This window comes from Halomonas sp. BC04 (assembly GCF_000568385.1).
This window is the reverse complement of sequence record NZ_AZQX01000024.1, coordinates 1-13,060: the sequence shown is the minus strand read 5'-3', so window position 1 is coordinate 13,060 and position 13,060 is coordinate 1. Positions and strand designations below refer to the sequence as shown.

Sequence of the window (13,060 nt, the reverse complement as noted above, 5' to 3'; positions counted from 1 at the left end):
TGTCAGCCAGGGCTGGGCCGGCGGCGGCTACGGTAGCATCGCCATCCCCCGATCGGCACGAGGTCATCGTCTCGTTCCTGGAGGCGACCCGGACCAACCGCTGATCACCGGGCGCACCTACCATGCGGTGAACACCCCGCCCTATGAACTCCCGGCGCACAAGACGCGCACCGTCATTCGCACCCAGAGCCACAAGGGCGACGGCTTCAACGAACTGCGCTTCGAGGACGAGGCCGAGCGGGAACAGATCTGGCTGCACGCCCAGAAGGACCTGGAGCTGTTCACCAACAACGACCGCACCGAGGAGATCGGCAACGACAGCTTTCTCACCGTGCATAACGACCGTATCGGTGAAATCGACGCCGATGAACACCACACCGTGCGTAGCGATCGGTTTGATCAGACCGACGCCAACCAGCACTTGACGGTGCAAGGCAGCCTGCACATCAAGGCCGGTCAGGCCTGGCTCAGCGAAAGCGGCCGCGAACTGCACATCAAGGCCGGCCACAAGGTGGTGCTCGAAGCCGGCAGCGAACTGACGCTGAATGCCGGCGGCAGCTTCCTCAAGCTCGACGGCGGCGGCGTGACCCTGGTCGGCCCCAGCGTCAAGATCAACGCCGGCGGCAGCCCCGGCTCGGGCAGCGGCCAGGCCGTCGAGATGCCGCTATTGCCGGGAAGAGCGGTGGCGGAGGAGCATGAGGCGATACCACCCACCACGCTGCCCAAGCTCAAGGACTACCAGCTCTCCGAGGCCACACTGCTGCCGCTGTGCGGCAAGCTCAGCGATACCACCTGTAGCCGGGGGGATTGCCCATGCCTGGCTGGTTGAACCGACTCGCCGAACGCAGCCACCCGGTCGATAGCCCGGCGGCCGGCTTCGATGGCCATCGTCCCCTCTATGTGGTGCTCGACCAGCGCCGTGCCCCCGAGCGCTGCGCCGAACTCGTGGGGCAGCCCGGCTGGATCGACTTTCTGACCCTGTTCGCCGGCACTCCCCTGTCGCCACTACTGGAAGCGAGCCCCTGGCTGATCGAGCTGACACCAGGCAGCGAGGCCTGGCAGGTCGCCGCGGCCCTGTGCCATGACCAGCGTATCGGCTGGGCTTTCCAGCCGGCGCAGAACGCACGGCTCGACGCGTTGGCCGATCACCTGCGCCCCCTGTTCGTGCTCGACGACCCCCACGGCGGCCAGTCATTGGTGAACCTTCAGGACCCCACCGCCTGGACGGCCCTGCTCGCCGCCAGCAGCGACACCGCCTACACCCAGCTCATCGGGCCGTTGGGGAAGGTCGTCACGCCAACGCCCCAGCGGCACTGGCAGACGTGGCAGCCTGCCGAAGAGGTTGGCGAAGCCGAGGCGCCCTCGCTGACCCATGAGCTGGAACGGGCCCTGAAAGAGAGCCCGCGCGCCTGGTGGCTCAGCCAGGCGACCGACCGACCCTTGCAGGAGCTGCCTGCCGAATGGCTGGAGCGGCTGGCACGGCTTGACGCGGGTGGCATCACACGCTGGCGCGACAGGAAACGGCTGCTACCGCTAATTCGTCACGCCGACGAAGCCACTTGGCGCTACGCCCAAGCCACCCTGTCCGACGCAGGCCTCACCGCAGCGCAGAAAATCAGTGAACTGGAGCGCCTTTCATGACATCGAACACACGGCCCGGCAGCCTGCACGCCCCACTGTTCCTGCCACAATTCCAGTTGCCCTCCTACGAAGGGGGGCAGGAAGCTCCGGCACCGATGGCCTGCGAAGCGGCTCCCTGGGCCGACATTCTTTATCTGACCGGTACCGGCACCTTCTGGCTACTCACCGAGGAAGTCGCCGACGCCCTGCACTCCGCCGCCGAGGAGCTTGCCGGCTGGATAAAGGTGGAAGACCCAATCCTGCGCCTGGAACATCTCAATAAAGATGCGGGCCTGTTGGAGTGCTTCCTGCCAGCGCGGCCGGAAAACTTCCTGGATGAAGCCGAACGCGAGCAGGCCAAGGAAAAGCTGAAGCGGCTGGCCGAATTGATGCAGGAGCGCGGCGACGAAGAGACAGATCCGGCTCAGCGAGTCAGCGCCCATACCCCGCTGAGTGAAAACCCGTGGTTCTGGGCCTCGCCTCTCATTGTCGGTGCTCCTCGCCTCTGGAATCGAGTCTGGAACGCCGAAGAGACCCGCCTGCTGGAGGAGCTTCACGACCTTTATCGCGAGGGTACGGAGCGCGCCAAGGCGGAAGGGTACGTGGTCGAAGGCAGCGGCTACTACGGTCCCTGGGAGCCGGAGATTGAGCAGGCACTGGAAACCTATCGGCAGTGCCGCGCCGCCATCATCCAGAACAACGCCTCCGTCGACCAGCCGGGTACCTTGTTGCCGGTGCGCCAAGCCCTGGTGGAATACCAGGCATTCCTCGCCGACTGCGAGTCGATGTCACCCAAGGATTCCTCGCGCTGTGCCGTCATCGGCGATTTCATCCATGACGAGGAACAGCGACTCACCGCTGAGCTGCAGGCCTACTGCGACAGCATTCTCACCCTGGCCACCCTGGGGGTTGCCACCCCCGAGTGGGCCCTGGCCGATGCGCCGCTGAGCGGATCCCCCGCCGGACTAGAGCGGGGTGTTGAGGCATTCGATCATTATAACCACCTGTTGAAGGAGGCCTCGACGCTGTTCGAGGCGGTGGAGACCAAGCTCAACCAGTGGGCCACGGCCACCGCACGGCGCTCGGCACTGCCTATCCACCTCTTCCAAGAAGAACGTGAGGCGTTCAATCGGCTAGTAGCGCAGTTGGATGTTCTCTACCAACTGGCCGAAGCCCAAGTGGCACTCATGCGGCCCCAGCGGGTGCTGTTCTGGCAGGCGGATATCAGCGACCAGCGCCACGCCCTGGGCTATCGACGCCAGGCTATCGACGTATTGGTGCGCAAAGACTTCCCTCTGCGCGAGTTCAGCTCCCCCCGCGCCGAGCAGGCGCTGAGCCATGTCAGCCTGCGCCACCTGATGCGCGACGTGAGCGAAGCGGATCGTCCGGCGTTGCTGCGCGGTCTGGAACAGGACGGCGTGTTGCCCGCTACGCTGTGGGAGGCCAATGAAACGGCCCTTTCCAACTGGCTGGCGCGCCGCGGCTGCGAGCGCATCGAGCGGCGTGCCGACTGGTTCGAGGAGCCCCTGGGCTTCTTCGTGCCCGACGCTTTTTTCGACTATCTCGACGTCCAGGGGTATGAAGTCGCCTCCCTGGAACAGGATGAAGCCAAGAACGCCTGGGCAGAAACCCTTCAACGTATCCTCTTCACCGGGCCCGGCCGGGAGCGCCTGCGCCTGTTCGACGCCAGCGCCCAGGCGCAGATGCTGCGCCTGGTGGGCATGCCCCACGCCGCATTGAACGAGTCGCTGGGTATCCACCTCGACGAACCGGTGACCCTCATCGAGCGCGAAGCCTCACTGTCGCTCTTCGAATGGGAGCACGAAGCCGAGGCAGGCGGATCGGTGACGGCGGAAGTCCAGCAGGGTCGGGAAGTGGCTGGCGAGCGCAACCTTGGCGGTCCTCGCCATGGCCCCTGGCAAGCTGCGGAGGGAGACAACGGCACGGGCTACGGCGTCGGCGCCCAGTACCAGCTGTCGCTACAGGGCACCTACAGCCTGGCGCGCGGCGAGATCAGCCTGGGAACGTGGCACCTCCCCCACGAACACGATGCCCAGCCATTCGAAGCCATCCTGACGCAACGCGCAAACGAAATACGCAATCTAGGCCGCTACTCACTGCAAGTGGACGCGGTCGCCAAGGGCTTTGCCGGTGCCACCCTGGCGCTGACGTCCGAAGCCGGACTGGGCTTCGATCATAACGGCGTCAAGGTCACCGGGCTCGAGTGGGCACAGCGCGAGGCGGAAGGTGCCTCCCTCAAGGCCTTTGCCGGGGCGACGGTAGGGGTCAACACGCGCTGCAGCATGCGCTGGGAGCCACCGGCCGACATCACCCGGCAGTTGCCGCAACTGGCCGACCGGGACTGGCTGACCCTGAGCAACCAACAGACCGAGCTAAATGCCTGGCGTACGCTTGGCCATGCCGTGCTGGGCCTGGAGGCGGCCGGTGGCATCGGCGGCGAGCTCGGCCTGCGCCTGGGCATTCACCAGGGCAAATTCGTCGCCTACTTCAAGGGCAAGGTCGTGGCGGGCAAAGGTGTGGGTGGCCAGGTCGCCATGGAACTGGACCTGCAGCAGCTGAACCTGTGGTTTATGATGCTCAGCCAGGCGCTGCGCGACAACGACTACGCCTTCGTCGACTGGGTAGACCGCGACGCCTTTCAGGGCATGAGCCGGCTGGCCTACCTGGCCGCCACCACCCTGCTCGACGTCAGTCTGCTCGCCGCCCGAGGGCTGGACGGCATCCAGCGGCTCTACGACCTGATGACACAGAGCGACCGGGCGGGGGTGATTGCTGATGCTATTGTCGATGCGGCGGGCAACCCTGAACAAGAACCTCAGCTAGCTGCCTGGATCAGGAATCTGTATCCGGAGGCGCTGGGGCCGCTACTGAATACGCTGGCGACCCCACCCGGTTGGCGCGGCTCTAGCCTGGATCGGGGCCAGGCCACCGACCTGCAACAGATTGCCATAGCCAACTGCCTGGGCTGGCTGGAGGAGGGATATACTGCCAGCAGCCACTATGACCTCGCCCAGGCCCAGCACCTCTTCGAGCGAGCAGTGGCGCGAATGTCGATGGACGGCACCTACGACGAGACCCGCGGCTGGGGGGTGGCCTACTGCCAGAACCGGTATCGGCTGGATCAATTTATGCAGTATGTATCTGGAACGATGGATCAGGATGCTCAAGAAGCACGTGATAAGTATCGTCTTATCGCTTATCGATTGGGTCTGGAGGTCGACGATTACTGTCAGCTACGCACCTCACCCAGAGGGACCTTTGCCGTCTATACCGATACGGACCGTTGACTTTATGCGCAGAATAATGAAAGCCAGCCTGCTGGTGGCGGTGTTAAGCCTACCCATCACTGCCTGGGCTCTGGAGCCCGAGGTGAAAGCCGCTAAGGATGAGGGGATGCGGCTCTATAATATCGGGCACTCCACGGTGGCCATGCCCTATCTTCGGCAGGCAGCGGAAGCGGGCGATGTCGATGCCATGTATTACATGGGAGAGGCAGAGAGGCGACAGCATATGCTGGGCCTGACCCGAGAAGCCATGGAGTGGTACTTAAAGGCTGCAGCAGAAGGCGAAGTTTACTCCATGCTGCAACTCTTCCGTGGGGGCGCCTGCACCGCCGGCGACCGTTGCCCCGATGGGCATGAGGACTGGCGCCATGCCGCCCTGGCCATCGCTCAGCCCCAGGCCGAGGCCGGCGATCCCGATGCCATGCTGGCAATGTTCCATATTCAGCGCATGCTCGATCAGCCGCGCCGAGCCGGCGATTGGCTCAAGCGAGCCGCCGAAGCGGGCCAACCCGAGGCCCAGACCATTCTGGGCAATCAGATTCTTGATGGGCGCGGCTGGTATTTGACGAACGGTCGCCGGCGCAGCGCCGCCGAGGTATGGTTCCGCCAAGCAGCGGAACAGGGGTATGTGCCTGCCATGGATCGGTTAGCGGCAACGCTGTCCAACTTGGGACAGCACCAAGAGGCATGGTCTTGGTTCGTGGCGGCATCAGAGCTAGGCCATATCAATGGGCGGCGCTGGCTTGGCTCTTGTTATATGGAGCCGGAAAAAGATGCCGTTTGCCAGGTTGAGAAGGATTTATTAAAAGGCTGGGCAATTTATTACGCTATCCATGAAGAGCTAGGAAATACATCGTCTGCCAGGAGTTTGAGTTTACGTAGCCATATGCTTGATGAAAGCAAGCAACAAGAAGCTGAAGCCTTGGCAGAGCGCGAATGGATCGGCCGCGAGCCGCCACTCTCGAATTTTCCCCCGCGCTTTGGCTATTGATCCATCATGCTGGGATACATGCAGCACCTGCTACTCATCGCTCTGCTGGTGCTACCGATAAGCGCATGGGCACTGGAGCCCGAGGTGCAGGCCGCCAAGGATGAGGGAATGCGGCTATGGGGCATTTCCGAGTGGATCAAGATGCAGCCCAACTTGGAACAAGCCGCCGACGCTGGCGACGTAGAGGCGATGTACTACCTTGGCGAAGCCACTCGCCTGCTGGATCGCGGCCTGTCCCAAAGAGCTATGGCGTGGTATCTGGAGGCTGCTGAGCAGGACGACCCTTATTCCATGCTGCGGCTGTTCCAGGGTGGTGCCTGCACCGCCGGCGACCGTTGCCCCGATGGGCATGATGATTGGCACCATGCTGCCTTGGCCATGACCCAGCCCGATGCCGAGGCCGGCGACCCCGATGCCATGCTGGTGATGTTCGATATCTATCGCATGTTCGACCAGCCGCGCCGGGCCGGCGACTGGCTGGAGCGCGCCGCCGAGGCGGGCCAGCCCGAGGCCCAGACCATCCTGGGGAATCAGATCCTCGACGGACGCGGTTGGTACCTAACCAACGGCCGACGTTTGCAAGCAGCCAAACAGTGGTTTAGACGAGCAGCAGAGCAAGGTTATGTGCCTGCGATGGAAAGACTTTTACGAGTTTTAGGTGATTTAGAAGCATATGAGGAGGCTTGGAACTGGGTTAAGGAAGGATCAATTAATGGAAGCTATGACGCCCGCCTTGGAATTGCCCTGTGCTACTTGGAACCTGAAGACGACCCCGTTTATTCATACGAAGAAGACGTCATAGAAGGATGGGCAGTACTGCATGCCATCGATATTGAAACTCAAGGTGCTGGGCAAATACGTGGTGCGAAACGGCTATTTAGAAGCCTGTTGACTGATGACCAAGTCGAAGAGGCGGAAGCTCTCGCAGAAGAGGAGTGGATCGGCCGCGAGCCACCGCTCTCGCGTTTCCCGCCGCGCTTTGGCTACTGATTCGTCATGCTGGGATATATGCAACGCCTGCTGCCCATCGGCCATGCTACCTTCACGCTACCCATGCCGCCCCGCCGCTTGACGCTTCAACTTACCGGAGGCTATTACTTTCCAGTGCCCAGGTAACTTGGCCTCCCGCACGACAGTCATTACCTTCGAGATCGAGGTCGAACCACGGTGAAGAAAATCCTACTTGTTACGATGATCGGCCTGCTGCTCACCGCCTGCTCACCGGCCAAAGGCGAGCCTCCGGCGCATTACCTGGAGCTCGCCAATGCAGCACTCATCGAAGCACGTGGCGATGCCAACCAGCTCAAGAATGTGCTCACGATCTACGATGAGGGGCTCGAACGGCATCCAAACGACACCGACCTTCTCAATAGCCGCGCACAGCTAAATGCCAGCCTTGGCCACTACGATGCGGCCAAGGCTGATCTGGATGTTCTGAAAGAAGGAGAGTTACACAAGGAAGGGAGGCTGATGCGCTGCATGCTGCAAGAGCGCTTGGAGGGAGCCACGGCAGAAGCCATGGCCTGCTACGCGGAAGTGGAGAGTGACTACGCTAGCGAGATCGGCGACCACCCAGATGCCAACCACGTCCTGGCGGCTCGACTGGCCGAATCGCCTGAAGCCGACCCTTTACTAAAGGAGTGGCAGGCCAGCGACGATCCGATGAAGGACCCGATGGTAGAAGAGATGCTGGAGATGGAGCGCGAGGAGCTGATTCGGATGCTATTGCCTTAAGGGCATATCGATGCCTAGAAAGCGAAACAGTTTCATAGGTCCGCAACACAACGACGGCACACTATGCGGCCGTCAGAATGCGCTACCATATGTACGACTCTGCGGATGTCAACGTCAGTGAAGGATGAGGGGGCCAAGCTCAACCACTGGATGATGGACGCCGAGAAAGGGTTCCTGCTCGCACCGATGCGCGCCGGGATTCGCCTGACCACTGGCGCCGAGCTCGCCGACCTGGACTCGCCGCCCCAGTACAAGCAGTTGGCCGCCGCCGAGAAGGTGGTACGCAAGCTGTTGTCAACGGGGGCGCGGCCCTGCATGCCCGACATGAAGCGGTAATCGGCCCACCCCCCGGCAAGGAGGGGCTGTGGCTCGCCTTCGGCCACGGTCACCAGGGCTTTACCCTCGGCCCGGCCACCGACGAACTACTCGCTCAGATGATGGATCGCGAAACGCCCGCGGTGGATATGGCCCCATTTCGCGTGGATCGCTTCTGAAGGTGAGATCACTACAAAAACGGGCGCCATAAGGCGCCCGCTTATCGCAGACTCAGCACTGATTGGACTCTAGCACTGAGCTTACCTCTCCCTATTTCAGGCCAACTTTCTCCTAATATATATAACGCAAAGCACACCAGCGGCAATGTAGCGCAGCAGAATTGTCTTCCAGTGCGCATTGTTAGCCTCGACACCGACCGTGCCTCAGTACAGATGTTGCTGAAATTCCACAAAGACTTCCCGGATGTGGCCCGCCGGGCCAAGTTCGCGGACGGCATCTCCCAGGCTGTGGTATTTCAGTTCGATCAACTGCGGCAGCTTGTCGGTGGAAAGCTCACCCACCCCGCGCGCGACATAATGATCGAGCACGAAGCACAGGAATTCCTGTTGCCGGTAGTCGTGGCCCTGGAAGATGGCTTCGCGGTGTGAATCCACCCGCTCGGCGCGTGTCACCGGGGCCAGGTTGAAAGCGATATAGGCCAGCACGTCATACAGGTCGCTGTTCTCGGCTTCGATCAGCTTGCCGACCTCGGCCAGTTGTTCGATCCCGTAGCCCTTTTCCTCCAGCCCTTCCAGCAGCTTGCGGCGGGTATCCGGCCGACCCCACACAGTGCGCAGCTCATCCTCGTCGGCAAACAGCGCGGGCAACTCACCAAACAGCCGCTGGATGAACTCGGCGGCGGAGATCGGCTTGCCGTCCGGGCTCCAGAAGCTGGTAGCACTCATATGCTGGATGGTGCGCTCCTTGCCGTCGGCAAGTTTCACCTTCACCTTGCGGCGCTTCTCGCACACGCAGGGTCGTTCGCCGCACACCTCGCAGGTTCTGGCGGTTGCTTCTCGCACTGGCACGGGCGCTCGCCACACACCGGGCACGGCTCGGGCGGGTTGACGGCACAGGTACAGGGTTGCTGGCCACAGGTCGCGCAGGGTTCCGGCGCCAGCGGCTCGCCATCCCACTCCGGATCGTTGAAGTGTTCGTAGGCCTTCACGAAATCAAAGATCGTGAAATAGTCCTTGCCGTCGTACAGGCGGGTGCCTCGGCCGATGATCTGCTTGAATTCGATCATCGAATTCACGGGCCGCATCAGCACGATATTGCGCACATTGCGGGCGTCCACCCCGGTGGAGAGTTTCTGCGAGGTGGTCAATATGGTCGGAATGGTCTTCTCGTTGTCCTGAAACTGCTTCAGGAAACGCTCGCCCTCGGCGCCGTCGTTGGCGGTCACGCGCTCGCAGTAGTTCGGATCAGTGCTGATCTTCATCTGGTTGATAAGATCACGCACCGCCAGCGCGTGGGCCTGGGTGGCGCAGAACACCAGCGTCTTCTCGCGCTGGTCGATCTGTTCCATAAATACCCTGACCCGGTACTGCTCGCGCTCGCGGATCTCGATCACGCGGTTGAAGTCATCTTCGGTATAACGCTTGCCCTCCTCGATCTCGCCCTCGATGACCTGGTCATCGGAGGTATACACATAATCATCCAGGGTGGTGGCGATCTGGCGCACTCTGAACGGCGTCAGGAAACCATCGTTGATGCCGTCCTTGAGCGAATACACATACACCGGATCACCGAAGTAGGCGTAGGTGTCAGCGTTGTGCCGGCGTTTGGGTGTGGCGGTCAGGCCCAGTTGAACGGCGGGCGCAAAATACTCAAGAATGCCGCGCCAGTTGCTCTCGTCGTTGGCACCCCCGCGATGGCACTCGTCGATGACGATGAAATCGAAGAAGTCCTTCGGGTAATCGCCAAAATTGGGGGCCGGGTCGCCGTTCCCGTCACGCCCGGTCATGAAGGTCTGGAAGATGGTGAAAAACACATTGCCGTTCTTCGGCACCCGGCCCTTCTTGCGGATGGTTTCCGGGTCGATGCGTACCAGAGCATCCTCGGGAAAGGCGGAAAAATCATTGAAGGCCTGGTTGGCGAGGATATTTCGATCAGCCAGAAACAGAATTCGCGGCTGGCGCGCCGGTTCGCCACTGGCCCGCGCCGCCAGGCTCCAGCGGGCATGGAACAGCTTCCAGGCGATCTGAAAGGCGATGGCCGTCTTGCCGGTGCCCGTGGCCAGGGTCAGCAGAATGCGTTCGCGCCCGTCGGCAATCGCCTCCAGTGCCTGGTTGATGGCGTTGTGCTGGTAATAGCGCGCCTGCCAGAAACCGCCCTTGTCTTCGAACGGCACCGTGCCGAAACGTTCGCGCCAGGCGTTGGTGGCTTCATCCTCGCCGCCAAAGGTCTCAGCCCAGAGATCGTCCGGCGCAGGATAGCCCGCCACCTCGCCCTCGGCACCGGTTATAATGTCGATGCGGTAAATGGCATCGCCGTTGGTGGCATAGGCGAAGCGGGCCTGCAGGCGCTCGGCGTAGCGCTTGGCCTGGGCCAGCCCCTCTGTGGCCGGCAGGCTGCGCTTCTTGGCCTCGATCACCGCCAGTTTCTGGCCGCGGTAGATCAGCACATAATCGGCGATGTCCTGCTTTGCCCGCTTGCCCGCGCCTGAAGCCTGCCCAGAGTGATCATCTCGCGCCGTACTCGGCTGGCCTCCACCACGCCCCAACCCGCCGCCTTCAGGGCCGGGTCGATCAGTTCCGCGCGAGTTTCGGCCTCATTGAGATTCGCGTCCTTCACTCGTCGGCTCCTGCAAGCATATTCATGATCAGGCGGATCATGGTCTCCTTGTTGGCAGGGGTGGACTCGGCCACCAGCAGGGTCAGCGCCGCCAACCCCACATCGTTGATCATTGGCTCACCGGCGGCGTTGAGCAGACGGCCATTACGATGCAGGAAATCCACGAACAGAAAGGCCGCGCTGCGTTTGTTGCCGTCCGAGAACGGATGATTCTTGACCACAAAGTACAGCAAGTGCGCGGCCTTGGCTTCCACGCTGGGGTAGGCGGGTTCGCCAAATACGCTTTGATCCAGGTTGCCCAACAGCGACGCCAGGCCGTCATCCCGGTCGCGGGCAAACAGCTCAGTAGCTTCGCCGCGCGCGATCAGTTCGGTCTTGAGCCCATCCAGCGCGGCGCGTGCCTCCGCCACAGCCGGCAGAGTGCCGCCTGACTGGGCTCGCGGCTCGGCCAGCAGGCCCTCGTCGTAGCGTTGCAGCAGCAGAAACGTCCGCGCGTAGCGGCTGACAATATCCACCAGCCGCGCCCGCTATCGGTGTCCAAAGCAGGGCTCTGCGCTGCCTTGCGCACCAAACCCAACGCGGCTTCCAGTTCACGAGCGTTCTCTTCGAAGCGCTGCTGGTTCAGCGTCCAGCCCCGGGTAAGGTGCTCGCGCAAGGTGCGGGTAGCCCACTGGCGGAAGCGGGTACCCCGTTGAGATTTCACCCGGTAGCCGACAGAGATGATCACGTCCAGATTGTAGTGCTCGATAACCCTGGTCACCTGTCGACTGCCTTCCTGTCGAACTATCCGGAAATCCCGGATAGTTGCTTCACGCTCCAGTTCACCCTCGGAATAAACGTTCAGGACATGCTCGTTGACGGTCCGAACGTCCTTGCCAAATAGCTCGGCCATCTGTCGCTGGTTGAGCCAGACGGTCTCCTGGTCTGCGTCCAGCCGTACCTCGACGGCCTTGTCGGCATCCTCAAAAATAACGATGGGGTTTTGGGCATCTGCTGTCACGCGACCTCCTTATCGGCGATATCCTGCTTCGCACGATTGCCAGCGCCCTGCAGATTCATAACTCAAAACTCTCCTGCCCGGTTACTCGCTTGCCGGCGCCGGTGGGCACCATGCCGTGGCTGCGAAGCCGGTCGATGGCTTCGCGAAATTGCTGCCTAGTGTATTGCTGCTTGTCCGGGTGCCAGTTGTCCCGCGCCTCGTGGACAATATCTGCCTCGGTGGGCTTGTGACCATCCAGCAGGAGATTGTTCCAGGCTGCATAAACGGTGGCGACCAGTTCCGCCTTTTGGGTATCCAGCGGCATCAGCAGTCTCACCACCCGGTCCAGGGCGCTCTTGTACGGCTCAACGGCACCCAGTGCTCGGGCCAACCATTCGCTATAGCGCTTACCTTTGACAAAGTCATAGCCCCGCTTGCCCTCTGGCCGCTGAACAAAATCGTAATAATCATTCTCTCTGGCCCACTTCTCGGCCGTGCGCATATGGGCGAAATCGTTGGGGCCGGCGGCATCCTTGATCGGCGCGCGCCCTAGATCGATCTGGGCCAATGCTTCCACCAGGTGCAGGGTCTTCTGTGCCTTCACATGGCCAAAGGTTTTATTCTTGCCCTGAGATTCATGCCAGTGATAGGCCACTGCCATAATATGGGCTGCGAAGGCGGGCGAATCGGTGGTTGGCGGTGCACTCGATTCTTTGGCCGAAGTGATGGGCACTACATTATTGCCCGCCGTCAACTCGCCCGAGAAGGCCTTTTGCAGCAGGGATTGTTTAAGCTCGGCCAGGGCGGTGAGTTTTTGTTGGTAGATGGATTGGACAGCTACACACTGCTCGTTTAGCTCCGATAACTGATCCAGGATTCGATTCTGCTCTGCCAAACATGGTATGGAAATTTCCAGGTTAGAGAGTGCCTTGTTGCTCAGGTTTAGCATAGTCGCCCCAGACGCACGCCGCTCAAGCTCAGCTCGATAGGTCGATGATCTAAGCAAGTGGGCAAGAAAATGTGGGTTCACCACTCCGATAGGTCTTATAAAAAAGCAACCCGTTCCACAGACCCACCCATGCTGACGCTCAGTTACTACCGCACAGCGACCAATCTCACCTCGACGAGCTATAACAACATCCCCTCTGTTTAGGATGTAGTTCTGCAACTCCCTTCTCTTATTAGCTCCAATCATTTTTCGTTTGTCTGGAACAATTTGCGTCCCAGCGATATTGATCGGGTTGACCAGAGGAACACCTTCAGAAATGTAATCGGATTTATGGAGCAATGATCCAAAAGGCCCAGTTGACACAAAGTCAA

Annotated in this window: 8 protein-coding genes and 3 pseudogenes; 7 read left to right on the top strand and 4 right to left on the bottom strand. The window is 61.2% G+C overall.

The annotated features are described in order from the left end of the window. The 7 genes and pseudogenes from Q427_RS31890 to Q427_RS29625 all read left to right on the top strand — a co-directional run. A pseudogene (locus Q427_RS31890) lies at positions 1–829 on the top strand (type VI secretion system Vgr family protein); the annotation flags it as partial. Further along, the gene (locus Q427_RS02140; protein ID WP_051496052.1) at positions 814–1,641 is read left to right on the top strand and encodes a DUF4123 domain-containing protein; all 828 of its coding nucleotides are present in this window, start codon (positions 814–816) and stop codon (positions 1,639–1,641) included. The pseudogene Q427_RS31890 and the gene Q427_RS02140, both read left to right, overlap by 16 nt. Continuing rightward, entirely contained in the window at positions 1,638–4,928 is a 3,291-nt protein-coding gene (locus Q427_RS02135; protein WP_043510550.1) for a hypothetical protein, read from the top strand. The genes Q427_RS02140 and Q427_RS02135 overlap by 4 nt, the downstream gene beginning before the upstream one ends. Before the next feature lie 16 nt (positions 4,929–4,944). Further along, positions 4,945–5,916, top strand: a complete 972-nt coding sequence (locus Q427_RS02130; RefSeq protein ID WP_155833425.1) for a tetratricopeptide repeat protein — start codon at positions 4,945–4,947, stop codon at positions 5,914–5,916. Positions 5,917–5,922: 6 nt separating this feature from the next. Then, on the top strand, positions 5,923–6,906 hold the full coding sequence (locus Q427_RS02125; RefSeq protein ID WP_043510544.1) for a tetratricopeptide repeat protein: 984 nt from the start codon (positions 5,923–5,925) through the stop codon (positions 6,904–6,906). 201 nt (positions 6,907–7,107) lie between these two features. Beyond that, on the top strand, positions 7,108–7,650 hold the full coding sequence (locus tag Q427_RS02120) for a hypothetical protein (protein WP_043510541.1): 543 nt from the start codon (positions 7,108–7,110) through the stop codon (positions 7,648–7,650). Positions 7,651–7,782: 132 nt separating this feature from the next. After that, positions 7,783–8,144, top strand: a pseudogene (locus Q427_RS29625) (NAD(P)/FAD-dependent oxidoreductase); the annotation flags it as partial. Positions 8,145–8,348: 204 nt separating this feature from the next. Here the strand turns inward: Q427_RS29625 and hsdR are convergent. From hsdR to Q427_RS02100, 4 genes and pseudogenes are all read right to left on the bottom strand, one after another. Then, positions 8,349–10,761: pseudogene (gene hsdR, locus Q427_RS02110) on the bottom strand (EcoAI/FtnUII family type I restriction enzme subunit R). Beyond that, complete coding sequence (locus tag Q427_RS31875; RefSeq protein ID WP_197030459.1) at positions 10,758–11,171, bottom strand: type II toxin-antitoxin system death-on-curing family toxin; 414 nt, start codon at positions 11,169–11,171, stop codon at positions 10,758–10,760. Before Q427_RS31875 ends, hsdR begins: the two are co-directional and overlap by 4 nt. Continuing rightward, positions 11,126–11,761, bottom strand: a complete 636-nt coding sequence (locus Q427_RS31870; RefSeq protein WP_231613320.1) for a virulence RhuM family protein — start codon at positions 11,759–11,761, stop codon at positions 11,126–11,128. Before Q427_RS31870 ends, Q427_RS31875 begins: the two co-directional genes overlap by 46 nt. A gap of 55 nt (positions 11,762–11,816) precedes the next feature. Then, the coding region (locus Q427_RS02100) for a restriction endonuclease subunit S (RefSeq protein WP_197030458.1) at positions 11,817–13,060 on the bottom strand (1,244 nt) is incomplete at its 5' end.

Excerpts from the sequence above, each read along its gene's own strand:
- Q427_RS02140 (WP_051496052.1), top strand. The coding sequence starts at position 814 with ATGCCTGGCTGGTTGAACCGACTCGCCGAACGCAGCCACCCGGTCGAT.
- Q427_RS02120 (WP_043510541.1), top strand. The coding sequence starts at position 7,108 with ATGATCGGCCTGCTGCTCACCGCCTGCTCACCGGCCAAAGGCGAGCCT.
- Q427_RS02135 (WP_043510550.1), top strand. The coding sequence starts at position 1,638 with ATGACATCGAACACACGGCCCGGCAGCCTGCACGCCCCACTGTTCCTG.
- Q427_RS02125 (WP_043510544.1), top strand. The coding sequence starts at position 5,923 with ATGCTGGGATACATGCAGCACCTGCTACTCATCGCTCTGCTGGTGCTA.
- Q427_RS02130 (WP_155833425.1), top strand. The coding sequence starts at position 4,945 with ATGAAAGCCAGCCTGCTGGTGGCGGTGTTAAGCCTACCCATCACTGCC.